The organism is Pseudomonas marginalis (assembly GCF_900105325.1).
In the GTDB taxonomy this organism is placed as follows: domain Bacteria; phylum Pseudomonadota; class Gammaproteobacteria; order Pseudomonadales; family Pseudomonadaceae; genus Aquipseudomonas; species Aquipseudomonas marginalis.
Genome location: NZ_FNSU01000003.1, coordinates 3,421,921 through 3,447,846, shown reverse-complemented (window position 1 = coordinate 3,447,846; position 25,926 = coordinate 3,421,921). Strand labels below are relative to the sequence as shown.

The 25,926-nt window shown below is 57.6% G+C and carries 28 protein-coding genes and 1 other RNA gene; 18 read left to right on the top strand and 11 right to left on the bottom strand.

All coding sequences use genetic code 11. The annotated features are described in order from the left end of the window. Nucleotides 1-86: 86 nt before the first annotated feature. From BLW22_RS25200 to BLW22_RS25135, 14 genes are all read left to right on the top strand, one after another. Nucleotides 87-2,006, top strand: a complete 1,920-nt coding sequence (locus BLW22_RS25200; RefSeq protein WP_074847648.1) for a phage tail tape measure protein — start codon at nt 87-89, stop codon at nt 2,004-2,006. Further along, the gene (locus BLW22_RS25195) at nt 2,003-3,262 is read left to right on the top strand and encodes a DNA circularization protein (protein WP_074847647.1); all 1,260 of its coding nucleotides are present in this window, start codon (nt 2,003-2,005) and stop codon (nt 3,260-3,262) included. The genes BLW22_RS25200 and BLW22_RS25195 overlap by 4 nt, the downstream gene beginning before the upstream one ends. 2 nt (nt 3,263-3,264) lie before the next feature. Continuing rightward, nucleotides 3,265-4,377, top strand: coding sequence for a phage baseplate assembly protein (locus BLW22_RS25190; RefSeq protein WP_074847646.1), 1,113 nt, complete (start codon nt 3,265-3,267; stop codon nt 4,375-4,377). After that, on the top strand, nt 4,374-4,883 hold the full coding sequence (locus tag BLW22_RS25185) for a phage baseplate assembly protein V (RefSeq protein WP_074847645.1): 510 nt from the start codon (nt 4,374-4,376) through the stop codon (nt 4,881-4,883). The genes BLW22_RS25190 and BLW22_RS25185 overlap by 4 nt, the downstream gene beginning before the upstream one ends. After that, entirely contained in the window at nt 4,883-5,272 is a 390-nt protein-coding gene (locus BLW22_RS25180) for a phage GP46 family protein (RefSeq protein WP_074847644.1), read from the top strand. Before BLW22_RS25185 ends, BLW22_RS25180 begins: the two co-directional genes overlap by 1 nt. Further along, complete coding sequence (locus tag BLW22_RS25175; RefSeq protein ID WP_074847643.1) at nt 5,262-6,305, top strand: baseplate J/gp47 family protein; 1,044 nt, start codon at nt 5,262-5,264, stop codon at nt 6,303-6,305. The genes BLW22_RS25180 and BLW22_RS25175 overlap by 11 nt, the downstream gene beginning before the upstream one ends. Next, complete coding sequence (locus tag BLW22_RS25170; RefSeq protein ID WP_074847642.1) at nt 6,296-6,937, top strand: putative phage tail protein; 642 nt, start codon at nt 6,296-6,298, stop codon at nt 6,935-6,937. The genes BLW22_RS25175 and BLW22_RS25170 overlap by 10 nt, the downstream gene beginning before the upstream one ends. A 4-nt stretch (nt 6,938-6,941) precedes the next feature. Beyond that, nucleotides 6,942-7,682, top strand: a complete 741-nt coding sequence (locus BLW22_RS25165; protein ID WP_074847641.1) for a gp53-like domain-containing protein — start codon at nt 6,942-6,944, stop codon at nt 7,680-7,682. A gap of 75 nt (nt 7,683-7,757) precedes the next feature. Then, the gene (locus BLW22_RS25160; protein WP_074847640.1) at nt 7,758-9,356 is read left to right on the top strand and encodes a hypothetical protein; all 1,599 of its coding nucleotides are present in this window, start codon (nt 7,758-7,760) and stop codon (nt 9,354-9,356) included. A gap of 3 nt (nt 9,357-9,359) precedes the next feature. Further along, nucleotides 9,360-10,205, top strand: a complete 846-nt coding sequence (locus tag BLW22_RS25155) for a hypothetical protein (protein ID WP_074847639.1) — start codon at nt 9,360-9,362, stop codon at nt 10,203-10,205. A 67-nt stretch (nt 10,206-10,272) separates the two neighbouring features. Further along, nucleotides 10,273-10,806, top strand: coding sequence for a glycoside hydrolase family 19 protein (locus BLW22_RS25150; RefSeq protein WP_074847638.1), 534 nt, complete (start codon nt 10,273-10,275; stop codon nt 10,804-10,806). Continuing rightward, the gene (locus tag BLW22_RS25145) at nt 10,803-11,114 is read left to right on the top strand and encodes a ubiquitination-like system serine protease family protein (RefSeq protein ID WP_074847637.1); all 312 of its coding nucleotides are present in this window, start codon (nt 10,803-10,805) and stop codon (nt 11,112-11,114) included. Before BLW22_RS25150 ends, BLW22_RS25145 begins: the two co-directional genes overlap by 4 nt. 2 nt (nt 11,115-11,116) lie before the next feature. Beyond that, entirely contained in the window at nt 11,117-11,629 is a 513-nt protein-coding gene (locus BLW22_RS25140; RefSeq protein ID WP_074847636.1) for a lysis system spanin subunit, read from the top strand. A 149-nt stretch (nt 11,630-11,778) separates the two neighbouring features. Beyond that, nucleotides 11,779-12,573 (top strand): DNA adenine methylase, encoded by a 795-nt coding sequence (locus BLW22_RS25135; RefSeq protein ID WP_074847635.1) that lies wholly within the window; start codon nt 11,779-11,781, stop codon nt 12,571-12,573. Between the two features lie 55 nt (nt 12,574-12,628). Here BLW22_RS25135 and BLW22_RS25130 read toward each other — a convergent pair whose 3' ends face one another. The 8 genes from BLW22_RS25130 to BLW22_RS25095 all read right to left on the bottom strand — a co-directional run bounded on the left by BLW22_RS25130 (nt 12,629) and on the right by BLW22_RS25095 (nt 20,418). Further along, nucleotides 12,629-12,958 carry a hypothetical protein gene (locus tag BLW22_RS25130; RefSeq protein WP_074847634.1) on the bottom strand — a complete coding sequence of 110 codons (330 nt, stop codon included), beginning with the start codon at nt 12,956-12,958 and terminating at the stop codon, nt 12,629-12,631. Nucleotides 12,959-13,009: 51 nt separating this feature from the next. Further along, nucleotides 13,010-13,309 carry a hypothetical protein gene (locus tag BLW22_RS25125; RefSeq protein ID WP_074847633.1) on the bottom strand — a complete coding sequence of 100 codons (300 nt, stop codon included), beginning with the start codon at nt 13,307-13,309 and terminating at the stop codon, nt 13,010-13,012. A 63-nt stretch (nt 13,310-13,372) separates the two neighbouring features. Then, a complete protein-coding gene (locus BLW22_RS25120; protein WP_074847632.1) occupies nt 13,373-13,831 on the bottom strand; it encodes a hypothetical protein in 459 nt (152 codons plus the stop codon). A gap of 108 nt (nt 13,832-13,939) precedes the next feature. Continuing rightward, nucleotides 13,940-14,773 (bottom strand): hypothetical protein, encoded by an 834-nt coding sequence (locus BLW22_RS25115; RefSeq protein ID WP_143045161.1) that lies wholly within the window; start codon nt 14,771-14,773, stop codon nt 13,940-13,942. Nucleotides 14,774-14,901: 128 nt separating this feature from the next. Beyond that, nucleotides 14,902-15,298: a transfer-messenger RNA gene (ssrA, locus tag BLW22_RS25110) on the bottom strand. A 93-nt stretch (nt 15,299-15,391) separates the two neighbouring features. Beyond that, a complete protein-coding gene (locus tag BLW22_RS25105; protein WP_027605349.1) occupies nt 15,392-15,670 on the bottom strand; it encodes a hypothetical protein in 279 nt (92 codons plus the stop codon). Nucleotides 15,671-15,807: 137 nt separating this feature from the next. Further along, nucleotides 15,808-18,618: an FAD-binding and (Fe-S)-binding domain-containing protein gene (locus BLW22_RS25100; protein ID WP_074847631.1), complete on the bottom strand. Its 2,811-nt coding sequence runs from the start codon at nt 18,616-18,618 to the stop codon at nt 15,808-15,810. A 105-nt stretch (nt 18,619-18,723) separates the two neighbouring features. Beyond that, nucleotides 18,724-20,418: a lactate permease LctP family transporter gene (locus tag BLW22_RS25095; RefSeq protein WP_074847630.1), complete on the bottom strand. Its 1,695-nt coding sequence runs from the start codon at nt 20,416-20,418 to the stop codon at nt 18,724-18,726. 261 nt (nt 20,419-20,679) lie between these two features. On the opposite strand from BLW22_RS25095, the gene BLW22_RS25090 reads away from it, so the two are divergent. Then, nucleotides 20,680-21,447 (top strand): FCD domain-containing protein, encoded by a 768-nt coding sequence (locus BLW22_RS25090; protein WP_074847629.1) that lies wholly within the window; start codon nt 20,680-20,682, stop codon nt 21,445-21,447. Between the two features lie 37 nt (nt 21,448-21,484). Here the strand turns inward: BLW22_RS25090 and smpB are convergent, their stop codons facing one another. Next, nucleotides 21,485-21,967: an SsrA-binding protein SmpB gene (gene smpB, locus BLW22_RS25085; RefSeq protein WP_003176160.1), complete on the bottom strand. Its 483-nt coding sequence runs from the start codon at nt 21,965-21,967 to the stop codon at nt 21,485-21,487. Nucleotides 21,968-22,135: 168 nt separating this feature from the next. Here smpB and BLW22_RS25080 point away from each other — a divergent pair, with 168 nt between their 5' ends. Together BLW22_RS25080 and BLW22_RS25075 are read left to right on the top strand one after the other, a co-directional pair. After that, a complete protein-coding gene (locus tag BLW22_RS25080; protein WP_027605353.1) occupies nt 22,136-22,570 on the top strand; it encodes a type II toxin-antitoxin system RatA family toxin in 435 nt (144 codons plus the stop codon). Then, complete coding sequence (locus BLW22_RS25075; protein WP_065925317.1) at nt 22,563-22,865, top strand: RnfH family protein; 303 nt, start codon at nt 22,563-22,565, stop codon at nt 22,863-22,865. The genes BLW22_RS25080 and BLW22_RS25075 overlap by 8 nt, the downstream gene beginning before the upstream one ends. Nucleotides 22,866-22,927: 62 nt before the next feature. On the opposite strand, the gene BLW22_RS25070 is transcribed toward BLW22_RS25075, so the two are convergent. Then, nucleotides 22,928-23,455 (bottom strand): outer membrane protein assembly factor BamE, encoded by a 528-nt coding sequence (locus BLW22_RS25070; protein WP_027605355.1) that lies wholly within the window; start codon nt 23,453-23,455, stop codon nt 22,928-22,930. A gap of 98 nt (nt 23,456-23,553) precedes the next feature. Here BLW22_RS25070 and fur point away from each other — a divergent pair, with 98 nt between their 5' ends. Next, the gene (gene fur / locus BLW22_RS25065) at nt 23,554-23,958 is read left to right on the top strand and encodes a ferric iron uptake transcriptional regulator (protein WP_010562662.1); all 405 of its coding nucleotides are present in this window, start codon (nt 23,554-23,556) and stop codon (nt 23,956-23,958) included. 85 nt (nt 23,959-24,043) lie between these two features. Here the strand turns inward: fur and recN are convergent, their stop codons facing one another. After that, on the bottom strand, nt 24,044-25,717 hold the full coding sequence (gene recN, locus BLW22_RS25060) for a DNA repair protein RecN (protein WP_065925315.1): 1,674 nt from the start codon (nt 25,715-25,717) through the stop codon (nt 24,044-24,046). Between the last annotated feature and the right edge of the window lie 209 nt (nt 25,718-25,926).

Sequence of the window (25,926 nt, the reverse complement as noted above, 5' to 3'; positions counted from 1 at the left end):
GAGCTGGTTATGGCCAGGTCGCTGGATATCGTTCTTGAGTCTATTGCGCACGCCCAGCGCATCAACAATGTGTTGGAGGGGGGGTGATGGCAGATAAATTTCAGCTCAAGGCGTTGATCACCGGCGTTGATAAGCTTTCGCCTATGTTGGCCGGCGCCCGTAAAAACGTCGCCGCGTTCCGTAAGGGGCTGGAGAAAACCGGCCTTGGCAAGATTGGGTTCAGCGATGTCGTCACTGGCGGCGTATTGGCGGCACCCTTTGTCGCGGGTGCCAAAGCGGCCATTGATTTTGAGTCGCAGATGGCAGACGTGAGGAAGGTTGTTAACTTCGACACGCCGCAACAGTTCAAGCAGATGGGGGATGACATTGGCCGAATGTCGGACCGCTTGCCGATGGCTGCTGGCGACATTGCCAAAATTGTCGCTGCAGGCGGACAGGCGGGTTTTGCGCGTGAAGAGCTGCTGGGCTTCGCTGAGTCCGCTGTGAAGATGGGGATTGCATTCGACCAGACTGCCGAGCAAAGCGGCGACATGATGTCCACCTGGCGAACCGCGTTCAGGATGACCCAGGAAAGCGCAATTCGCCTGGCCGATCAAATTAACTACCTGGGCAATACGGGGCCGGCCAACGCGCAGAAAGTGTCGGCGATTGTCACGGAGGTAGGGGGGCTAGGGGAAGTTGCGGGTCTGTCAGCGGCTCAGGTCGCGGCGCTCGGTGCGACGATGGCCGGCGTCGGCGTGAAACAAGATGTGGCGGCAACAGGCATCAAAAACTTCATGCTGTCATTGACCAAGGGCACTGCGGCGACCAAGAGCCAATCGCAGGCTTTTAAATCATTGCGGCTGGATTCGAAAAGCGTTGCTGAGGGTATGCAGAAGGATGCACAAAAAACCCTGCTGGATGTCCTCACGCGTATCTCAATGGTCGATGCCACCAAGCGTCCGGCCCTGTTAACCGAGTTGTTTGGCAGCGAGTCGGTAGCGGCCATTACGCCCTTGCTCACAAACGTCGAACTGTTGCGCACGAACCTGCTGAAGGTGGGGGATGCCACCAAGTATGCCGGCTCGATGGAAAAGGAGTACCAATCAAGAGCAGACACGACGGCAAATAACCTGAATGTATTAGGCAACAACGCCGACGGCGTGTCTCGGGCGTTTGGTGAGGGGTTACTTCCGAACATCAACTCGGTGGTGGACGCCATGCGGCCAATGATCACCCAGGCAGCAGAGTTCATTAAAGCCAATCCCCAACTGGTCAAAGGCTTGGCGGTTGCGGGTATCGCGTTCACGGCGCTTCGTGCAGGTGTTTTTGCCGCGACCGTGGCCGTGCGGGTGCTGGGCGTTGCCTTCGCGGCCACTCCGATCGGCATCATTGCGGTGGCAATCGCGGCGGCGGCAGGCTTGATCGTCGCCAACTGGGAGACCGTCGGGCCTTTTTTCACTGCGTTGTGGGATCTGATCAAGGCTTACACCACCCCCTTCATCGACTTCATGAAATCGGTTTTTGGTTGGACGCCCATGGCGCTGATCATTAAAAACTGGACGCCGATCACGGAGTTTTTCAAGAAGTTATGGGAGGACATTCAGCCCTACATTCAGCCGATTTTGAAACTGTTTGGCATGGAAGACGGTGGTGTCGGCTTGACCGCAAAGGTCCAGCAGCAGGCCGAGGCGCAACGCATTCGCAATGCCGATGTGGGTGGCGGTACGGGGGCGTTCTTGTTGGCGGATGCGCCGCAGACAATGCGCAGTCAGCAGGCCCAGCGTAACGCGACCCAAGCAGGGGTAGATCCGAATCAGTTGCTGCGGGTACCCGGCTTGCCGGCTCCCGGCTCACTGCTCCAGCAGACGGCAGCGGCGAACAAAACGCAGCTCAACGGTGAGCTGGTGATGCGCTTTCAAAACGCTCCGCCGGGGATGCGGGTTGACCCGGCAAAAACCAGCCAGCCAGGGCTTTCCATTACACCGAAGGTCGGCTATCGGTCCTTGTCGGGAGATGCACCATGAGTGAGTGGCGTGACCGAAAACAGGCCGCATCCTTTCGTGGGGTTCCGTTTTGGGTCGATACCGATAATGTGCCAGTGGGCCGGCGCACGCAGGTCCACGAGTACCCCCAGCGTGATCAGCCTTACACAGAGGACATGGGGCGCCAGACACGCAAATACCGGTTTTCCGGATTTGTCGTGGGTGACGACTGCTTGTCGCAACGTGACCGCCTGCTGACCGCGCTGGACAAACCGGGCGCGGGCGAGTTGGTTCACCCCTGGTTTGGCCGGCTGACGGTCACGGCGGGGGAGTGCGAGGTCTCCCACGCGCGGGATGAGGGGGGCATGGTTCGCTTCGCGCTGGAGTTCATTGACGGCACGTTGGAGTTTCCAGTCCAGGCCCCCAATACCAAACAGCAACTGGTCAAACAGCAGGATTCGTTGCTGGCATCTATACAGAGTCGGTTCAGCACTGCGATGGCCGCCGTCAACTTGGCGGGGCAGCGAGCGCGGGCATTGCGTACCGCGTTGTCGAGCGTGTACGCGTTCGGTATCAACTTCCTGAAACCCATGACGTCGTTGGCGTCGGATCTAGATGCTTTCGTGAATGGCCTGGTGAACGCTCCGGATGCGTTTGCGGCGAGCTTGTTGAGTGACCTGACTCGTTTGGAAAGGACGTTTGACGGTTATGGCGCCGGCAGTCAGCTGAAGAGCAGCCAGGCCATGGCGGAGGCTATCCCGGCGCTTGAGACTGTGGCGCCTGTGACGTCGACCGCCGATGAAGCTGCGTTTCAAGCGGCGGTCATCGGGTTGATCCAGGACGCTGCCATTCTGGACCTGGTGCTGGACATAGCAGAGGTGCCCATTGCTGATGTGTCCAGTTCTGGCCAGGCCGCTAGCGTGGCTGCCCAGCTGGGTGAACAGGGGCTGACGACGGTAGCGAGTGAGGCCGAGCTGACCAGTGTCCCGGTCGCTGACGACATTCTTGAATTGCGTGATGCAATCAGCGAGGCCGTATGGGCCGTTGCTGCCGATAGCGCTCCGGATCACTTCAGCGTCCTCAGTGATGCACGGCTACGCCTAGATCGCCATTTGACCGAGGTTGCCCGCAGTGGTGTGTGGTTGCGCGCCTACACCCCACGGCAAACGGTTCCGTCGCTTGTTCTCGCGTACAGCCTTTACGGCGATGCGCTGCGCGGCGCTGAGATTGTTTCGCGCAACCGCATCCGTCATCCCGGTTTCGTGCCGGCCACTGAGCTACAAGTCGCCAAGAGCTGATTATGGATCAATCCAATATCGTCACCCTAAGTGCTGGCGGGTACGACTACGCCGGGTGGAAATCGGTGCGGATCAGTGCCGGCCTGGAGCGCCAGGCCCGCGACTTTGAGTTGGGCATCACCTGGAGTTGGCCAGGCGGTGGTGATGTGCCGGTACGCATCAAGCCGGGTGAGGCGGTTGAAGTGCGGATCGGTAGAGAGCTGATCCTGACGGGGTATGTGTCAGCAGCCCCCGTTCAATACGATGGCCGGGCCGTCAATCTGTCGATCTCGGGAAAATCACGGACAGGCGACTTGGTGGACTGCGCTGCGATCAATACCCCAGGTCAATGGCGCGCCCAGAGCGTGCAGAGCATCGTTGCAGCCTTGGCGGGTGAGTATGGGATCACTGTTGTTGATGATTCTGGCTTGGCGCAGGCGATCGATGACCATACGATCGAGCCAGGTGAAACGGCATTTGAGAGTATCGACCGATTGCTGACGCTGTCTCGCCTGTTCAGCACCGACGATGGTCGCGGGCGGTTGATCATCGCCTCACCTGGTAGTGCTGGCCGTGCGGCTGATCGGCTGGTGTTGGGTGAGAACATCCTGACCGGCGATGCACAGATGGATTTTTCCAATGTGTTCTCCCAATACGTCAGCAAGGGTCAGCGCAGTGGTACCGATACGAGCTTCGGTGTCGCCGCAACAGAGGTCGAGGCATCGGTTACCGACGATCGAATCGGTCGCAAACGCGTCAAGGTCATCCAGCAGTCAGGTCAACTTACCCCAGCTATCGCGCGTGCGCGTGTCGTGTGGGAGCGCGCCAACGCCATCAGCAAGGCCCTGGCGGCCACCTACAAATGCCAAGGGTGGCGGCAAAGTAACGGCGAGCTGTGGCGGCACAACATGATTGTGCGTGTGGTGGATCCCACCGTTGGTTTTGACCGGGACATGCTGATCACGGAAATCAGTTACGAGCTCGACGAGCAAGGCACTTTTGCCACGCTCAGCGTCGCTCCGCCTGACGGTTTTCTGCCCGAACCGAACGATGCCTACGAGAAGCGCAAGCTTCGCAAGGGCAAGAAAACTGACAACTTTGAATACCTCATACCTGCGGACTACAAACCCTCATGAGCGCACTGACGAACTTCCTCGCGCGTGGCGTGGTTGCTTTAGCCAACTCAGCCAGCAAGTTGCAGAGCCTGCAGCTTCGTTTGCTGGCTGGTGAAGTGAAGGACCAGGTTGAACACCTGGAGCCCTATGGGTTCACGGCCTGTCCGCACGCCGGTGCTGAGGCCCTGGCTGGCTTCATTGGTGGCGATCGCAGTCACGGGGTGGTGATCGTCGTCGCGGACCGGCGGTTTCGTCTGCAAGGTCTGAGCTCGGGGGAGGTGGCCATGTACACCGATGAGGGCGACAAGCTCCACTTCAAGCGTGGACGGATCATCGACATTGAAACCGTGACGCTGAATGTCAAGGCCACGGAGTCTGTGAACTTTGATACGCCGCTGATCAAAACGACTGGTCGCATTGAATCGGATGGAGATCAGGTCGCCGGCGGCGTGAGTCAGATCAATCACCCACATGAGGGTGTGCAGAGTGGGAACGGCCAAAGCGGGCCGCCCGTTGGAGGCACTTGATGATCGATCGTGAGCAGCTTCTTCGCCGCGCCGTAACCATCAGCTTGTTTTCCTGGCGCCGGGCCAATGATGACGATGACTTGGACGACAGTGACCGCCAGGGTTGGTGGGGAGACAGCGTGCCCACCGTGGCGGGCGACCAGATAGGTTCACGCCTTTGGCTGTTGCGCCGACGATCGCTGGTGCCGGACACCTTCAAGGATGCCAAGGATTATGCCGATGAGGCCCTGGCCTGGATGGTCGCGGATGGCATCGTCACGGAGGTCGCTGTCACCGTAGAACGCTACGGCATCAACGGGATGCGCATGAGCGTGCTGATGACAGAGGCAAACGGCGAAACGCTAGAACTGGCCTTTGAGGATACCTGGAGTTTAATCAATGCCTTATGACATCCCAACGCTGCCTGCGCTGATTACGCGCACGGAGGCAGACTTTGAGCGAAACGCTCCCGATGCGTTGCGCCGATCTGACGCCAAGGCCGCTGCCCGTGCACACAGCGGCACCGCCTTCGAGCTGTACGGCTATCAGCAATGGATCGCCAAGCAGTCGCACCCGGCTACCTGCGATGAAGAAAACCTTCTGCGCTGGGCTGACTGGCGGTTGGAGAAGGGGAGAACAGATGCAGTGGCTGCCACGGGGCTGATCGCCGTGACAGGCACGTCTGGCGCCCTGGTCGACGCTGGTGTCGTCTACCAGTATGAGGACGGGCGCCTTTATACCGTTACCCAAACCACCACCCTGGTGGCCGGTGCCGCCGTAGTGCCTGTTACGTCGAATGATGTCGGAACAATTGGCAACCTTGCGGCGGGCAACTTGACGGCGGTTTCTCCAGTGATCGGCGTAAGTTCCACGGCCACTATCGGTGTCGATGGCATCGTGGGTGGAACCGAGAAGGAAACGGTAGAGGCTTTGCGGTCCAGGGTACGGCAGGCGTTCAAGAACCCGAGCAAGGTGGGGAACGGTGCGGACTTTGTTGAATGGGCCTTGGAGGTGCCTGGGGTCACTCGGGCCTGGCCTCTGCCGCGCTGGATGGGGCCGGGTACGTTTGGCCTGACCTTTGTTCGTGACGCGGATGTCAGCATTTTCCCGACGCCTGCCCAGGTGGCAGAGGTTCAGGCTCATTTGGATGCCAGGCGCCCAGTTACCGCTGAAGTCTACGCCTTCGCGCCGATTGATCGGGTGCTCAACTTCTCGATCAAGTTGACGCCTGATAGCACTGTGCTGCGTACGGCGGTAACGCAATCATTGGCAGGGCTGATCAATGATGAAGCGGGGTCTGACTCGACCCTGTTGATTTCCCATATCCGTGGCGCGATCGGCAACACCGCTGGTGAGACAGATCATGTGTTGTCGTCTCCCACTGCCGATGTGGTCATCGCCAATAACGAAGTGGGTTCACTTGGGGTGATCACATGGCTTTGAGTGAAGACGACTACAAGCAGCAAATGCAACAACTGCTGCCGCCCGGTCCGGCATTTGACATTGAACTACAGCCAGATATTGCAGCACTGGTTGCGGCCTTCGCTCCCGAGTTCTGGCGCATTGATGTCGCCCTGGATGACCTTCAAGCAGAGCTTAATCCCGCCAGTGTCACCCAGCTTTTAACTGACTGGGAAGAGTACCTGGGCATTCCTGATGCTTGTGTTGTGCCGGGATCGCAAGCGGTGGCTGAGCGCCGTCAAGCGGTGCTGAACAAGATGAGTGCGACCGGGGCTCCCCAGCGTGCGTATTACCTGCGAATGGCCACGCAGACCGGCATTGGCATCACCATTGATGAGTTCCGCCCCGCCCGTGTCGGCTCGACCAATGCGGGCGACTTTCTGTATGGCGAGGGTTGGCCCTGGAGCTGGCTGGCGTCGGCACCGATCGAGGCGTTCGGTACCGCAGAAGCCGCCACGCTGGATTGTCGCCTGCAGCTGGAGGCGCCTGAATACACAGACGTGGTGTTGGGCTTTGGGCAGGAAGTAGTCGCCGGCATTTTTAGTCAGGTCGACACCTTTTTTAACGCGATCCATTACGTGATGCCCTCAGCGATCGCCGGCATTGAGGACTAGTAGCATGCAGCGAATTTCTAGTTGGACCGATCTGGTCACGGCGCTTGGCGGGTTTCGCTACGGCACCATAGTGGGCGGCGTGAGCCCCACGCCGATTAAGGCTGAATGGTTGAATACCGTTCAGGAGGAGCTGTGCAACTTGATACTGGGGTATCTGCCTGCCCTGGATGTTGAGGACAACACTCAGGTGCTCCAGGCCATTCAGGCAGCAATCGCTAACTATGCAGTGAGGGCAACGTCATTAGCCGGGTACGGCATCCTTGATGCTTACACGAAAAATCAAACGGACTATCTACTGTCCGGAAAGGCGAACAACGCCATTACTCTGGGCGGTTATGGCATCGGCGATGCCTACACAAAGACGGCCACAGATTCACTCCTCAATTCTCTGCATCAGACTATCCAGGCTGCGCTGGACGCCCTTGACCTGGCGAAGCAAAACAAGAACACCGCGTTGTTGAGCGCCAATGGGTGGAAGCTGGACAGCGCTACGGGGCTCTTAGAACAGTGGGGGCAAGGAAGTGTTGGCGCCGACGGCGTGAGTGGCCCAATAGACTTTCCAACGCCATTTGCTGAGGTCTACAACTGTTTCGGCAACAAAGTATCTCCTAATGCCACAGACGGTGATGGCAACTCGGCGGGTGCTTATGCGGTAAGCAATACGCAATACAGACTGTTCAACGACACGGTGAACTTTGGGGTAACGATTCACTGGCGCGCGATTGGCAAAGCGCCTGGGTATTAACCCGTGCTCTGCGCGCAGTACTTAAAGGAACAACCGCCCCGCAATGCGGGTTTTTTTTCGACTGGAGAAACGTGAATGACCGATATTTCAGCACTGGAGGCTTACGCCGGCCAGTTGGCTGAGGCGGCTGAACTTGCCACTTCCTCAGCACAAACGCAGCATGCGGTTGTCAACGGTGACGCGTCGACGGACGTGCTTACCGAATCAGGACTGGTACCGTCGCTGGCCAAGCAGGCGGTGTTGTCTCAGGCCAAAGTCACAGCGTCGTTGACTGAGGTAGCTTCGCAGATGGCCGGTGCGATGACTTATCCATCGATCGCACTAGGGTTGGCTGGAACAGTATCTGGCGGCTATTTCAGTGTGCCGTCGCCCGACGCCGATGAATATTTGATCCTGTACGAGAACGTCGCCGGCGTGGCGACTGAGCGAAAGCGCTACCCGAGTGCGGACGGCATCCTGAACCTTATCCGTAAGACGGGCAGTCGCGACGTGTTACGTATTCTGGATCAAGTCGGAAAGTCGGCACTGCGAATCACCAGGTCCGGCGGCTTTATTGTCCTGGGCCGGGATATATTTGCAGAGTTGGGTGTGGCCCTAGGCGTGGCTAAAAATGTCTTGTTCAGTGGCAGTGCCCGAGGTGGCGCAATCGCATTTGGGGACAGTCAGGGCAAGGCGCCGTTGACGCTGACCAGAACGGGCCGATTCAAAGTGTGGGGCCGTGACATCCTTCGCGAGTTGGACGCGCTTGGCGATGGTGCCGCGTTCGCTGCCAAGCTGGCCAGCATCAATCAGATGCTCACCCCAAACACAAACCTAATCGTTGCGGGTGACTCGCTGTCTGCCTACGCGGATTCATGGGTGCGCACCTTGATTCCGGCGCTGACGGATCAGAGTCGTACCCTGACGAATCTGGCAGTCGGCGGGCAGACGTCCTCTCAGCAGGCCGGGCGCCTCGGTGCGTTACCGTTCCTGCTCACGCTTCAGAACAACAAGATTCTGGCGTCGGGTGCAACGACTGTATCGACCTCTCAGATGCTCGCCCCGGACGGGGTGACCTTGACCACTGTCTGGCCTATATCGTCACAGGGCACTGGGCCGACCTGGCGTGCTCGCGTTTCTGGCGTGCTGGGCACATTCTCCAGCGCCACGTTTACCGGTGAGGTACCCACTGCGTTGGTGTTCACGCCTGATGCAGGACAACTCTCAGCGGATCTGCCTGTAGAGATAGGTGTGCCCACCGAGTCGGTATGGGCCGCTGGGCATGAGTACGACACCCTACTGATTGCCATGGGTCGGAACAACTTCCAAGACACAGCGACCGTTAAGCGCGACTGGCTGGCGGTGAGGAACTGGCAGCGCACGCTCAACAAGCGGTGCGTCATGGTCACCCCGCCGAACATGTCGGGCGAAGGTATCGCTTCGGGACCGGCCAAGTACGCTGCGATCGTAGAGCTGGAGCGCTACGCGCAAGAGCTGTTTGGTGAGTACGTGGTTGTGTCGCGCCAGGTGCTCATGCGTCACCCGGATACCAGCCTCACCGCCGACGTCGACGCAGTGGCCGACGGTCGTGTGCCTCCATCGCTAACGTCCGACGGACTGCATTGGTTGCCGGCAACGGGGCATGCGTACATACGAGCGGCTGCGGCTGCCATCATCAACCGTAAGGGATACTGAAACATGACCACCCAAATCCTCTCTGACGCCGCGTTCTACGACCCGAACAACCTGATCCCGTACATCGAGCTGGACGACTCCATCGTGCGTGGTGCCACCATGGCGCTGCTCGATTTCAGCAACGACGATTGCTATACGGGCAGCGGCGCGATCGCCGCCGGTGCGCAGATGCTCAGCCTTACCAATGACCGGGCTGTGGCTACTGCTGCTACCGCGCTGGGTGCTGTGACGCAAGGGCTCCTTGGCATTCCGAGTACGGTGACCAGTCCAAAACTCAACTTGCCCAACAGCTTTTTGCTGCCGTCCACTTGCCGGCGGTTTCTGTCGATCGCCTGGCTGAAGGCACCTGCGTCCGGTTGGGCTGCCTCTGGGTCGACCTACTCCCTAATCGGCGTTCTCAATAACACCACGACGACGGCGCAGTGGGGCATCACGCTGACCAATTCGGCGGGCACGATTGCCAAAGCCACTGTGATTTTTCCGATCTCCGCGAGCTCCGCCGGCGCCCTTGATATTTCAGCTTCAGCTCTGGCCGCCATATTGGACGGCAACCTGCACCAGCTGGCCGTTGAGTGGTCGGTGAATGATGTTGCACACACGTACACCGTCAATGTGTATTCGGATGGCGTGAAAATAGCGAGCGGGAGTGGTGCTTACACTGACGCTACCATCGTGGTCCCAGCAACTACTCCATGCATTGGCCGTGCGGGTGGCAGCTTTATCACCACCTACGCTCCTAACGTCTACATAGGGCGTCCATCGTTGTGGAATCTGACCGATCGCGCTGACCTGGTCGTGGCCAATATCTTGGCCGACGACGCAGAAGCCGCCGGGGGCTACCTCTCGTAGCAGCCAGTACATTCCCGTTGTTTCGTCGAACCCGCCAAGTGCGGGTTTTTTACGTCTGGAGAAAAGTATGCCGATTACCGAGCAGCAGTTGCTGCAGATACTTCCCCGAGCCGGCTGGCGCGCCGGCATTTTTATCCTCGGGCTTAACGCTGCCATGAGCCAGTACGCGATCGATACGCCGCATCGGGTCGCGGCATTCATCGCCCAGATCGGGCATGAGTCTGGCCAGTTGGTTCACGTGCGTGAGATCTGGGGGCCGACTGCACAGCAGGCCGGGTATGAAGGTCGCGCCGATCTAGGCAACACCCTGAAGGGAGACGGCTCCAGATACCGTGGCCGTGGCCTGATCCAGATCACCGGTCGGGCAAACTACACGGCGTGCGGAGAGGCGTTGGGCTTGGACCTGATCAATCACCCCGACTTCCTCGAGCTGCCGCAGCACGCCGCCATGTCGGCTGCGTGGTTCTGGTCGACGCGCGGACTGAATGCCCTGGCGGATCGCGGCGAGTTCGTGAAGATTACGCGCCGCATCAATGGTGGGCTCACCGGGCAGGATGATAGGCAGGCGCTGTACGACAGGGCGCTGAAGGTGCTGGCATGAGCGGTACAGGCTTCACCAGGTTGTCGCGGGTGCTGGCTAAGGCCGAGGACGACAGTCTTTTCTTTGAATGCCCAGGCTGTGGCATGGCCCACGGTATTTCCCATGGTGCAGGCCCTGGTCCGCGCTGGGGCTGGAACGGCAACGTCAATGCACCCACTTTCACACCGTCGATATTGGTCCGCTACACCTGGTCGGACGGCCCACGGGTTTGCCATTCGTTCGTGACTGATGGGCGCATTCAGTTCTTGGACGATTGTACGCACGAACTGGCAGGCCAGACCGTTGATCTGCCTGGCTGGGAGGATTAGTGATGACTATTTTGCAGAAGCTGGCATGCCTGCTTGTGGCGATGGGCATTGCCTTCGGATCCGCTTGGCAGGTGCAGACTTGGCGCTACGACGGGAAATTGGCCAATCAGGCCGAGTTGCATCTGGCGGATCTGTCATCGATCAGCAATGCCGCCACAGCCCAAGTCCAGGCCGAGCAGGATAAGCGCCTGGCTACCGAGCAGCGGCTTTCTGCTGCTGACCAACAACACAGTCGAGAACTTTCCGATGCCCAACGTAACCAGGCTGCTCTGCGTGATCGCCTTGCCACTGCTGATGTGCGGCTGTCAGTCCTTCTCGACGCCACGGATTCAGTCAGTGGCTGCAACGTGCCTGCCACCCCCGGCGCCTTCGGCGTGGTTCATGCAGCCCGTCGAGCCCAACTTGACCCAGCGCATGCTCAACGAATTATCGGCATCACCGATGCCGGCGACAAAGGACTGATCGCGCTGCGTGCGTGCCAAGCCTATGCAAAAGAAGTCTCTACATCGAAATGAAAGGAGCGGTCGAACAGGATGCGTCAACATCCAGCTCGGCCACCTTCCCTGCAGCGTTCCCCTGCAAGTCCAGCCAAGGCTCCTGCTTCGTGCACAAAGCGAAACGAGCCTAGCACTGTTTATTCATACAGCAAAGGTCTTGCTTTAATATGTCCACACCCATCATCCCTTGGATGGGCGGCAAACGCCGCCTAGCCGATCGCCTCATCCCGCTCTTCCCACCCCACGAATGCTACGTTGAAGTCTTTGCCGGCGGCGCCGCGCTTTACTTCATGCGACCACAGGCCGCGCCCGTTGAAGTTCTGAATGACATCAACGGCGACCTGGTGACGCTGTACCGCGTCGTGCAGAACCACCTGGAAGAATTTGTGCGCCAGTTCAAATGGGCACTCAGTTCTCGCCAGGTGTTCGAATGGCAGAAGATGACTCGCCCTGAAACCCTCACCGACATCCAGCGCGCTGCTCGGTTTTTCTACCTGCAGCACCATGCCTTTGCCGGCAAGGTGACAGGACAGACGTTTGGTACCGCAACCACTGGCCCGGCCATCAACCTGTTGCGGATCGAGGAGAACCTGTCTGCAGCATGGCAGCGGTTGTCCGGCACTTACGTCGAAAACCTCCCCTGGCTTGACTGCGCTGAGCGCTATGATCGCGCGCATACCTTCCACTACATGGATCCGCCTTACTGGCAGACCGCCGGCTATGGCGTGGATTTTCGCTTTGAAAACTATGAGCGGATGGCCGAATTCATGAGGCGCTGCGAGGGCAAGGTGATGGTCAGCATCAATGATCACCCTGACATCCGGCACGTGTTTAAGGGGTTTCACTTTGAGACAGTGGGCATCCGGTACAGCACGGCGAATCAGCGGCAGGGGAAAGCCGATGTCAGCGGAGAACTCGTGATTATGAATTGGGAGCCGGCAGCATTGGGAGGGTTGTTCTGAAAAGAGAAAGTCGGCGGGCTATTACTCCGCCGATTATTTAAGTTTTTGGTTGAAGTCATATATTGTCGCGGGACTTTCCAATTAGGGATTCAAGTTGAACTACTAGGTTCTGAATTTTGTTGAAGAACGATTTGTCAAAAGGTTTTTTGGCACTGAACGTTTTCAATAGTGCCTTTATTTCTTCATATGTGAACGGCTCTGATTCAGTTGTGTAGTCATGTGCTCGAAGCTTAATAAAAAAATTATTTTCGTCCCATTCAGTAATCACCTCGGGGAAATTTGTGAAGGTGAAATTGTTCACGCGCAAGTCATGCAGGAGCGATTCAGCTACCAACCCGCCTATTTCGCAGGAGCTAATACCTAGACGAGAAAAGTAGGTGCTCATAAATATTTCCATTCAATAGAGCAAACGATAAGCAAATAATATCTCTGCTTTTTAGCGAGGGTAATCTTTTTGCATTTCTGTGAAATTTTTTACGACCCATGCTGTTACAGTTTCACGACTTGGAGCCGTTGACTTATATTTTTCCTTCAGCATCCATTCGACGATGAGGCGGGTTCTCTTTTCTAGATCACCGTTATTTGCGCTTACCAAGCTATTGAGGTAAAGCAGCATTTCGTAACCCTCCTTTCGGCTTAGATGATTAGCATCCTCACTGATCAGCTTGGGGTTGTCTCCTTCCGATACCTTCCAACTGTACTCATAATACAAATCTGCTTTGGTCAACTTTGGCATGTGATGCCCTCTGTGTTCACCCGGTATGGGGTGATACCAAAATGCTGGCTGTACATTGGATTTTCAATCCTTAAAACCGGTCTTATTTGTAACGCCGTATTTCCCTAAATCAAGCTTTGCTAATCGGAAGGCAACGAAGTTGTGAACAAGGTCCTCCGCACAGAGCTCAGTGCGCTCAACGATCTCAACAAGTGCCTCGTACGATAGGAGTTTGCTATCGTCAGTGTGATGAGCGATAGCTTCGAGTAAAGGGTTGTCGGGAGCACCTTGGAGTATTACTAGGCAAAGCGGGTTGTGCGCAACAAGATTGCGACTTTCTGCAAGTTTCTTTGCGGTAAGAAGAGAATGGATGAAAGCCTCTTGGGTTACCTTTGGCGCATCTTGAGACTTTGCGAGGTCTCGGGCTAAGTCGATTCGTGAGGATAGTGGAGCGCGTGCAAAATGCTTATGAATTGTTTTCCCTGCCCAATCATGGATGCATTGATGGGTTGTTCGTTCGATGCTGCCAAAAGCGATGAACATTCGGCCAATCAATGGGGCCCACCGGGCTGAGTCTACGAGACTGACCATGTTTAGCTGCCACCTTTATCAAGTCGAGTCGCGAGTCGACCCCGGTTGAACAAATTTTATCTAACTGTTTGTATTTGAATAGAAAGGCTCGATCCAGTCTTGCAATTTTATCAGCGCTGTGATTAGGGATGTTCCAAACAAAATGAGCGTCACCAGCCAATGACGTTTAATCGTGTCGAGTATAAATAATGGATGAAGGCGGCTCGTGTCTAGCCAGCTAGTATCTGTCTTCAGTTTTTTTCGGCGTGCGAGCTCAAAAATACAGTGGAAGATTTCCAGTTTTCTGAGCGTGGATTCTTGCACCCTCAGGTAATCGCCAGCTTCAAATGCTTTAGGTTCTGCCTCACCTAGCAGTGCGCCTTTATCCCCGATGCTGTTCAATTCGATTAGCCTGAAAAGTCTGCCTGGTTTTCCGCTTTTTGAAGTGTGGTTGGCGTAGTGGTCGCCATACAGCCTCCATAATAATCTGGAGAGATTTATCTTTTGAGCATCCCGGACAACACATGGAACGCCACCCAGCGCCCTGTAACGGTGCTCCAGGGCGGGAAATCCATAATGATCGTTCCTCATATTCCAATGCACGAAATAGCAGTCATCGTGCTTGCTTAGGAATTGAAAGAATCCGTCCAGCATAATTTTTTCGAGGCGATTGAAATTCTCTGGGATTGTATCAAGGCAACCTTGGAGCTCAGCTGATTTGAGGATTGACCATGATTGTGTTTCCCCGCTAAGAAGGCGGCCGATCGATATTTGCGCTACCTTCACGGAACCGGTTGAGGAATTCTTATCGAACGATTCGCAGGAATAGTGGATGAAGTACACCCTGCCAGATTCTTGATGGAGATCTTCAACATCCTTCCTGGCTTTGTCCCGCTCCTTAATCGTGGTCGCCACTGACTCCATCCTGCCATACCTCCAAGTCATGCTGTCATAAAGCTGGCATTCTCCAGCCAAAACCAACCTTTTAGGCACAAAAAAGGCACTTGCGATAAGCGCTAAGTGCCTGATTTGTATAGCTTGTTTGGTGGAGCCGGGGGGATTTGAACCCCCGTCCGCCAGTACTCCGCTGTCGGTACTACATGCGTAGCCGTTTCTATTAAGTTAACCCTCAGCGACCCGAAGGGCAGGGTGCTTTGGGCGAGTTGTGTGAGTTTTAGCCGCTTCGTCCACAACGTACTGCACGGCGATTCTGTTCTATATGACAATCACTTTGGGTTTACAGACATCCCCTGGTGATTGCTGGACCCGAAGGTACCAGAAGCTCAGGTCTAAGGCTGCTTACGCAGCGATAGCGAATTCCTGGCCGTAGTTTTCGTCATTGGCAACTATAAGTAGTTGCAACAGTGGATTTACGAGTTCTGTTACCAACTCGGCATGCACCTAAAGTTTCGCGACCGGCGTCGAATCCTAAACGGCCCCGTGCTTGTAACTCGTTGTTTCATAGTGAGTGACAAGCCTGTGCAGTGTACGCCAAACGGTCACGGAAGGCCAACCCGAAGGTTGGCCCTGCGCTTATTGACCGCCTTTGTCCAGGTTCTGCAGGTCTTGCAGGGCCTTGGAGGTGATTTCGATGCACTTCTTGTCGTCACCGGCGGCGTGGGCAGCCTTGGCCTGGGAGACGGCTGTGTCGATTTCGCCGCTTTTGCCACTGGTGTCGGTGGCGAGCAGCGCTTTACCGTTGTTGATTTTGTCCAGGTTGATCTTGCACAGGTCTGGCTCGCCAGCAGCGAAAGCAGGGGAGGCCAACATCGCAGCGGTAATGAACAAGCCAGCAAGAGCGGAACGCTTCATAGGGTATCTCCTTGCGCAAAAAAGGCTCGACGCTGCTGGCGTTCATGGGCTGCCAGCGACATCACTGATGGGCCTCGTGCGTCGAGGCCTATGCAGATGACTACGCCAGCGCGCAGGGGTTCTGTTTTTTTGCGGGATTAATGGGCGCGGGCCTGGGTCACGCGATCCACGAGGTACACCAATCCGTGATAGTCGATGCCGCCATGCTGGCTCAGGCCGATCTCGCAGGTGCGGCTGGTGGAGATGCCTTCACTGCAATACTGCACTGCATCCTTGAGGGAGCGCAGCGAGTGGGCGTTGAGTTCCGGCGTGGTGAAACCTTTGTCGCCGGCAAACCCGCAGCAGTGAATGCCTTCCGGGATCACCACGGTTTTGGCACAGCGGCGGGCGAGGTCGATCAGGGCCTGGCTTTCTCCCAGGTGTTGGGTGCTGCAGGTGACGTGTACGGCGATCGGCGCTTCCTGGGGGGTGAAATCGAGACGGTCCATCAGGTGCGTGCGGATGAAACGTACGGGGTCGTAAAGGTCCAGGCGCGTTTCGCCGAGGTCTTGCACCAGGCGCAGGGTGCAGGGGCTGGTGTCGCAATAGATCGGGTCCAGGCCGCCGCGGCTGGCATGGAGCAGGGCGCCGATCAGTTCCTGGCGTTTGTGTTCTGCCTGTTCGGCGTAGCCTTTGGAAGCGAAAGGCTGGCCGCAGCACAGGTTGTCCTGGTTGTCGGGAAACACGACCTGGTAACCGGCTTTTTCCAGCAGGCCCTGGGTTTTTTCGTACAAAGACATCTGCTCTTTATCACCGGCCGCCGGGCCCATGGCGCGTGAGACGCAGGCCGCCAGGTAGACCACCCGTGGCCGCTCATCCGTCACCGCCGGGCTGAAGCGAATGGCTTTTTCCGGTTGTGGCATGGCGTTGGTCCACTGCGGAATCTGTCCCTTGGACAACTTGGTCATGGTGGCCGACAGCTTCGCCAGGCGAGGCGCTCCCAGCAGCATGCGTGCACCATTGGCTACATGCAGGGTAAAGCGCGCACCTTGCAGTGCCGTGGCGAAATGGGTGGCCAGCCATTCGGCGGTTTTCGTACGGTCGGCGTCACGGCTTCGCAGTTTTTTCACCAGGTCGCCGGTATTGATTCCTACCGGACAGCGTTGGGCGCATAGGCCGGTGGCGGCGCACGTGTCGATGCCCTGGTAGTGGTAGGCCGCTTCCAATTCGGTGGTGTCGACGCCGGCGCGTTTTTTCGCCTGTATATCTCGCCAGATCACGATGCGCTGGCGCGGGCTCAACGTCAGGCCCTTCGATGGGCATACCGGTTCACAGAAACCGCACTCAATGCACTTATCCACAAGCTCGTCGGCCGCAGGCAGCGGCTTGAGGTGCTTGAGGTGAATCTGCGGGTCTTGGCTGAGCACCACGTCCGGGTTGAGGATGCCGTTGGGGTCGAGCAGGCGTTTGAGTTGCCACATCAGTTGATAGGCGTCGCTGCCCCATTCCAGCTCCACGAACGGTGCCATATTGCGGCCGGTGCCGTGTTCGGCTTTCAGCGAACCGCCGAACTCCACGGCCACCAATTGCGCGACGTCATCCATGAACGCTTGGTAGCGTGTGACTTCTTCCGTGCTGTTGAAGCCTTGGGTGAACACAAAGTGCAGATTGCCTTCCAGGGCATGTCCGAAAAGGATGGCTTCGTCGTAGTGATGTTTGTCGAACAGTTCGATCAAGCGGTTCACGCCAATGGCCAGTTGCTCGACCGGGAAGGTGACGTCTTCGATGATCACCGTGGTGCCGGTTTTGCGTACAGCACCTACGGCTGGGAAGGTGTCCTTGCGGATGGCCCACAGGCGGGCGTTTTCCACCGGGTCTTCGGTGAAGTCGACCTGTTTCTCCACCGGGAAAACGGCCAGCGACGCCATGATCAGCGCCAATTGTTCGTGCAGCAATGACGGCGATGCGGCGCGGGATTCAATCAGCAGGGCGCAGGCACTTTCTGACAAGTGCTGTACGAATGCGGGCATGCCCGGTTTGTTCTGCACCGAGCGCATGCTGCGTCGGTCCAGCAACTCGACAGCCGACACCGGTTGGGTTTTCAGGATGGTGACTGCGTTGCAGCAGGTCTCCACATCCGGAAATACGATCAACGCCGACGCCTTGTTCGGGTGGTCGATCACGGTGTCGTAGGTGACTGCGCTGATAAAACCGAGGGTACCCTCGGAGCCCACCAACAAATGGCTGAGGATATCCAGCGGTTCATCAAAATCCACCAGGGCGTTGAGTGACAGGCCGGTGGTATTTTTCAGACGGTATTTGTGGCGGATTTTTGCTGCCAATTCCGCGTTTGCCCGCGTTTCACGGCCGAGTGTGGCCAGGCGCTCGAGCAGTGCGCCGTGCTGTTCACGAAACGCCGTAACGCTGCTTGCGTCTTCTGTATCGAGGCGGCTGCCATCGGCCAGGACCAGACGAATTCCGGCCAGGGTGTGGTAGGTGTTCTGCGCCGTACCGCAGCACATGCCACTGGCGTTGTTGGCGACGATTCCGCCGATCTTGCAGGCATTGATCGACGCCGGGTCTGGGCCGATCTTGCGCCCGAATGGCGCCAGCCAGGCGTTGGCCTGTGCGCCGATCACGCCGGGTTGCAGGCGGATCTGAGTGCCTTGCCCGCGAATCTCACGGCCGTTCCAATTGTCCCCCAGCACGATCAGTACCGAGTCGCTTATCGCTTGCCCGGACAGGCTTGTGCCGGCTGCGCGGAAGGTTACCGGCACACGTTCACGCTGGGCCAGTTGCAGCAGCGCCACCACTTCGTCTTCCGATTCGACGCGGATCACCAGTTGTGGGACCAATCGGTAAAAGCTGGCGTCGGTGCCGAATGCGAGGGTGGAAAGTGGATCGTCGAAACGTCGATCTTGTGGGATCAGCTGTGCAACGTCAGCAAGGAAAGCGGCAGGCAGACTCATTGGTCCTCCAGGATCAGCACCCCCTGGGCGCCGTATTGACACGATTGCGCAAAGCCGACGCCGAAGTTATAGCCCGGCGTCGGTTATGACCCTATTGCTACGGCTTTAGTGCACCAGCATGCCGGTAAACCAGTAAGCCTGGGCCAGGGTGATCAGCCCGACGATCGTGGCGAAGAACAGGCTGTGCTTGAGGGTGAAGCGGAACAGGTCGGATTCTTTACCCACCAGTCCGGTAGCGGCGCAAGCCACGGCGATCGATTGCGGCGAAATCATTTTGCCGGTCACGCCGCCGCTGGTGTTTGCAGCGACCAGAAGCGTGTCGTTGACGCCGATCTGGTGCGCCGTGGTGGCTTGCAACGAGCTGAACAGGGCGTTGGACGATGTGTCGGAGCCTGTCAGGAAAACCCCCAGCCAGCCTAGGAACGGCGAGAAGAACGGGAAGGCTGCACCAGTGCCAGCCAATACCAGCGCCATGGTCGAAGACATGCCGGAGTAATTGGTGACAAAGGCGAATGCCAGCACCATGCCGATAGACAGGATCGGCCACCGCAACTCGTAGAAGGTCTCTTTTAAAGTGGTAAGACCAATCTTGATATTGATCTTCAGGACCAGCATCGAGATCAGTGCCGAGAAGAAAATAGCGGTACCGGTCGCTGAAATCGGGTCCAGCTTGAATATCGCTGGGATCGCAGTCGGGTTGGTCACGATGGGTGCAGCCTTGATCACCATTTGATCCAGGTGCGGGATCGCGAAGTTGAATACCCAGCTGTACATCGAGCCGCCTGCGGCGAACATCGCCTTGAACGGTTTGAGGGTCCAGATGGTGACCAGCACGGTGAGGATCAGGAACGGTGACCACGCCTTGAAGATCTGCCCCAGGCTGTAAGGTGAGGCGACGGTGCTGCGCGGCAGGCCGAAGCCGCCGGCGCTGGCGGTAATCGCTGCGTCGGAAGTGGCACCGGCAATCTGCGCGCCCGCAGTGCGTTTGGGTTGCCATACTTTCAGGAACAGGGTCAGAGAGATCAGGCTGGCCAGGGCCGAGGTGATATCCGGCAGTTCCGGGCCGATGAAGTTGGACGTGAAGTATTGGGTGATGGCAAAGCTCAGGCCCGCGACCAGCGCAGCTGGCCAGGTTTCGCGAACGCCGCGCAGGCCGTCCATCATGAAGACCAGCCAGAACGGCACGAACAGCGACAGCAGCGGCAGTTGGCGGCCAGTCATGGCGCCGATCTTGAATGCATCGATTCCGGTCACTTGCCCGGCAACGATGATCGGAATTCCCAAGGCGCCAAAGGCGACGGGTGCGGTGTTGGCAATCAGGCACAGGCCGGCCGCGTACAGCGGATTGAAGCCCAGGCCTACCAGCAGTGCGGCGGTAATCGCCACGGGGGCGCCGAAACCGGCAGCACCTTCCAGGAATGCGCCGAAGCAGAAGCCGATCAACAGCACCTGCAGGCGCTGGTCATCGGTGATCGACAGGACAGAGCTGCGGATGATCTCGAACTGGCCGCTCTTGACGGTGAGTTTGTAGAGAAACACCGCCGCGACAATGATCCAGGCAATAGGCCACAGGCCATAGGCAAAACCGTAGCCAGCGGCGGCCAGCGCCATGTCCACTGGCATGTGGAAGGCAAAGATCGCTACCAGTATCGACAACGCCAGCGTGATGCTGCCGGCCACGTGGCCTTTGAGGCGAAACACGGCCAGAGCCAGGAAGAAAAACACGATCGGAATAACGGCGGCCAGTGCGGACAGGCCGAGGCTGCCGAGCGGGCTGTAGAGCTGTTGCCAGGTTTGCATATGGGGTGGCCCCTAATTGTTGTTGGTCAGGCACTTCATAGTCGACTTGGATAATTGGTAATACCAATTTACAATCGCCGGAGGCTAGGTTAAAAGTCTTCGCGGGATGTGTCAATTTGTCGCTCGCAAAACTTTGGTCGTAGCCCGGCAGGCGAGGTGGTTTGATCGGGTGAATCGAAGCGGTTCTGATAGGTGCTGGAAGGGCGGCGATAGGCCAGAATAGAGGCCCCGGCGAGTGGTCGGGATGGTGGGGAGTGAGTTATGGGGTTTGATCAGGTGCGTCAGCGCCGTTTGTCTGACGATATAGTCGAGCAGCTTGAGGGGATGATCCTTGAGGGCACGTTGAAGTCGGGTGAGCGCTTGCCGGCCGAGCGCGCTTTGGCTGAACAGTTTGGTGTGTCGCGTCCTTCGTTGAGGGAGGCGATTCAGAAGCTGGCGGCCAAGGGCTTGTTGGTGAGCCGTCAGGGTGGGGGCAATTATGTTGCCGAGTCACTGGGCTCGACGTTCAGCGATCCGTTGCTGCACCTGTTGGAAAACAATCCCGAGGCCCAGCGTGACCTGCTGGAGTTTCGTCAGACCCTTGAAGCGTCCTGTGCTTATTACGCAGCATTGCGAGCTACTGAGGTCGACCGTGAGCGGCTGACTGCTGCATTCGAGGCGTTGCAGGATTGCTATGCCCGCGTTGATGAAGTGAGTCGGGTCGAGGAGGGGGCTGCGGATGCACAGTTCCACCTGGCCATTGCGGAGGCCAGCCATAACGCGGTGTTGCTGCACACCATTCGCGGCTTGTTCGACCTGCTCAAGCGTAACGTGGTGACCAATATTGGCGGCATGTATCAGCAACGTACGGAGACACGCGACATGCTGATCAGTCAGCACCGGGAGCTGTACATGGCGATTATCGAGGGCCGGGCAGAACAGGCGCGAGAAGTCTCGACACGTCACCTGGAGTACGTGCAGGAAGTGTTGGAGGAAGTACGTCAGGAGGTTCAGCGCGTGGCGCGTGCGGAGCGGCGTAAGGGGATGTAGCCGGGGGGGAAGTCCCGAGGCTACATCGTTACAAGGGTTACTCTTCCTTGCCCTTGTTGCGCACGGCGCGATGCAGTTCGCGGTTGGAATCGCGTTCGCGCTCAGTATCACGCTTATCGTATTCCTTCTTGCCCTTGCCCAGTGCGATCTCGCACTTGACCAGGTGCTTGCTCCAATACCAGGACAGGCAGATACAGGCATAGCCTTTCTGCTGTACGGCTGCGGCGAGCTTTTCCAGTTCGCGGGCATTGAGCAATAGTTTGCGCGTGCGCACCGGGTCGGCAATCACGTGGGTGCTCGCGGTTGTCAGCGGGGTGATATGACTGCCGAGCAGCCATGCCTCGCCATCCTTGAGCAATACGTAGCTGTCGACCAGTTGCAACTTGCTGGCACGCAGACTCTTTACTTCCCAGCCGGCCAGGACCAGACCAGCCTCGAACCGATGTTCGATGAAGTAATCGTGTCGCGCTTTTTTATTTTGCGCGATGGTCCCTGTGGGGTGTTTCTTTTGTTTAGCCATAGGGGCGGCATTATAGGGAGTTGCGAGCGTGTCGGCTACGGTCAACCTGCGTGCTTGAGCGTGTTGGTCGAATCCCGGACAATACCGGCAGTTCTTTGGTTTTTTTCTTTCGCGGATCGGACTGTTGTTTCGCGATGTTTGCCGCTCAGCTGTGGAAATCACGCACACATGACGACGCATATTCAACGTTCGGCCCTGCTGCCCTATCCGGCGCAGGCGCTCTATGACCTGGTCAACGACGTGGCGCGTTACCCGGAATTCCTGCCTTGGTGCTCAACTGCCGAGGTGCTGGAAAGCAGTGATGAACATATGGTTGCCAGTGTTGGGGTGGCGAAAGGCGGGCTCAGTCAGCACTTTGTTACGCGGAATGCGCTGGTGCCGGGCAAGTCCATTGAAATGAATTTGCAGGAAGGGCCGTTTACCCAGCTGCATGGTGTATGGGTTTTCAAGGCGCTTACCGACAAGGCCTGCAAGATCAGCCTGGATTTGTCGTTTGATTACGCTGGGCCGATTGTGCGGGCCACATTGGGGCCGTTGTTCAATCAGGCGGCCAATACCCTGGTGGATGCATTCTGCCAGCGAGCCAAGCAATTGCATGGTTGAGATCGAGGTGGTTTATGCCGCCGAGGATCGCCAGGTTCTGCTGGCGCTGACGGTGGCTTCGGGAACCAGTCTGCGTGCAGCAGTGCAGTTGTCAGGGATGGCTATGCAGTTTCCTGAACTGGATCTGGCTGCTTGCCCCTTGGGGGTATTCGGTAAGGTCGTCACGGATGCTGAGGTGCGTCCCGTGCAATCGGGCGATCGCATTGAAATCTATCGGCCCTTGCTTGTGGACCCTAAAGAAGTGCGCAGGCTGCGTGCCGCCAGGGCGGCGTTGGCGAAGCGGCAGCATCCATAAGCTGGTTGAATGACAGGCAACAAAAAGCCCGGCATGCCGGGCTTTTTATATGCGCCGCAATGTTACTGCGGGCTGGTGTCCAGAGGCTGAGGCGTCGGGACAGGGACCGTTTCGACCCCGTCGACGTCTTTCTGGATCTTGTCGAGCAAGGAGCCTGGCTTGGCTGGTACTTCGGACTTCGGCTTCTCGCTTTCCTGCACAGGGGCAGTCACGTTTGTGCCGTTATCGTTGCCGAGCAGCGCTTGATCACGGCTTACGCCTGGCATGAAGTCACCCGACAGGCTGACAAGCTGGTCATTGCCATTGAAAATGACGCTGACACGCTCCTGTTGGCGTTCACCGCCACCAGGCTGCAGGCTGTAGAGATAATCCCAGCGATCGGCGTGGAAAGTGTCGGTCAGCAGGGGGTTGCCCATAATAAACCGTACTTGCCGTCGGGTCATTCCCGGGCGTAACTGGTCTATCATGTCCTGCGTGACGACATTGCCCTGCTGGATGTCGATTTTGTAAACCCCGGGGAATGAACAACCGGCGAGTGCGAGCAGTCCCACAAAGGTGAAACTGGTTAGCAAGAGCTTGGTGTTTTGCATCGGTGGGCGACTTCCACTATCTTGGCTGGGACAACGTAAACGCCGATCATACCCGTATTAAGAGAAGCTGCGAAGCAGCATCCGCGAGAAAGCTAACCATGGTTGAAAATAGCGAACTACGCAAAGCCGGTCTTAAAGTGACTCTGCCACGAGTCAAGATTCTACAAATGCTCGATTCTGCTGAGCAGCGCCACATGAGTGCCGAGGATGTTTACAAGGCGCTGATGGAGTCTAACGAGGACGTCGGCCTGGCCACGGTTTACCGTGTACTGACCCAGTTTGAAGCCGCAGGGCTGGTGGTTCGTCATAATTTCGACGGCGGTCATGCAGTGTTCGAATTGGCTGACGGTGGTCATCACGACCACATGGTTGACCTGGATACCAATGAGGTTATCGAGTTCACCAGCCCGGCAATCGAAAAGCTCCAGCACGAAATTGCTGAGGAGCATGGTTTCGATTTGGTCGACCACAATCTTGTGTTGTACATCCGTAAGAAAAAGTAAAAAGCGACGCAGAATTGCTCTGCGAAACGATCGAAGGCGACCCTGGGGTCGCCTTCGTGCTTTCTATAATAAGGAAAAGCTCGGCTCAGGCCTTGGCGGCTACGACCATTTTCTTCGCGTGTGCCAAAGATTCTTTGGTCAGGTCGATCCCTCCGAGCATCCGCGCCACTTCTTCCACGCGCTCCGACTTGTTCAGCTTGGATACCGCTGTGTGTGTCGCTTCGCTGTCTCTCACCTTGTGCACAAACAAGTGCTGATGTCCTTGAGCCGCCACTTGTGGCAAGTGAGTAACGGTCAGCACCTGGCCGCGATCCCCCAGGCGGCGCAGTAACTGACCCACAATTTCCGCCGTGGGGCCACCGATACCTACGTCTACTTCATCGAACACCAGTGTCGGTACCCGTGAGGTTTGCGCGGTAATCACTTGGATCGCCAGGCTGATTCGCGACAGCTCACCACCAGACGCCACCTTTGCCAGTGCCTTGAGCGGTTGCCCCGGGTTGGCGCTGACCAGTAGTTCTACCTGCTCCAGGCCGTAGGGCTGCAGTTCATTGCTGGCGTTGGTGCGCAACTCGATGGTAAAGCGCCCGCCCGGCATGCCCAGGCGCTGAATTTCCTGCTCGACGGCGCCAGCCAGGCTGGTGGCGGCCTGTTGGCGCAGATCGCTCAGCTCGCGGGCCTTCTCCTGATAGTGGCGGGCAAAAGAGCCGAGCTCTTGGCCCAGTCGCTCAATGGATTCGTCATTCGCGTTCAGGGTCTCGATTTCATCCAGCAGCTTCTGCTGCATGGTTGCCACTTCGGTGGGCTGGATTCGATGTTTGCGCGCCAGCGTATAGATGGTGTCCAGGCGCTCTTCTATTTCCTGCAGCCGCGCCGGGTCAGCGTCGAAATGATCAAGAAAGCGATTGAGTTCGCCGACGGCTTCTTCTACCTGGATTTGCGCACTGGTCAGCAGGGTGGTGGCTTCATTCAGTGAGCTTGAGGCGCTGTTAACACTGGACAGTCGGTTGAGGCTGGCCGTGAGCGCATTGAGCACATTGCCGGAATCGCTCTCGCTGCATTGCTCCACCACCTGGCGGCAGATAGACAGCAGGGTTTCGGCGTTGGTGAGATTCTTGTGTTCCTGTTCCAGTTGTTCCAGCTCGGTTTCGCCAAGACCCAGGCTTTCCAGCTCTTCAAGCTGATAGCTGAGCAATTGATGGCGAGCGCGTTGCTCATCGCCGGAATTGGACAGTCGCTCCAGCTCCTGTCGGGTTTGGCGCCAGCGCTGGGCGGCCAGTTGTACCTGTCGGGCAAGGTCGGTGGCGCCAGCGTATTCGTCGAGCAGGCGGCGATGGGTGTCGGTTTTGAGCAGGGATTGGTGTTCATGCTGGCTATGGATGTCGATCAGCAGTTCACCCAGGGCCTTCAGGTCGCCAAGGGGGCAGGGGGTTCCATTGATATAGCCGCGCGAGCGGCCCTCGGCGGTGATGACTCGGCGCAGGATGCACGGACCGTCGTTATTAAGGTCGCGCTCGACCAGCCAGGCTTCGGCTTCGGGGATGTCCGCGAGGTCGAAGGTGGCCAGAATGTCGGCCTTATCCGCGCCGGGGCGCACCACGCCACTGTCGGCGCGGTCGCCCAGGGTCAGGCCCAGGGCGTCGAGCATGATTGACTTGCCGGCGCCGGTTTCGCCTGTGATTACGCTCATCCCGCGATCCAGTTCGAGATCCAGATGTTCAACGATGGCGTAGTTGTGTACAGACAGGTGCACGAGCATGACGGCCGCTCCCAGGCTTTAGGTCTGGTTATTTATACAGTGTTTTGTTCTGGGCTGACAATCCTGATGCTTAGCTCAATTTGCTCGGTCGCCCGGGTTTTTTAGTGCAAAGGAGAATGATCGGGTCGAAGTTGATCTGGGGCAGGCGAAAGACTTTTGGTAGAGCCTGCACCCTTGAACCTGGAAATTGTGGCCCCATATACCGGAAC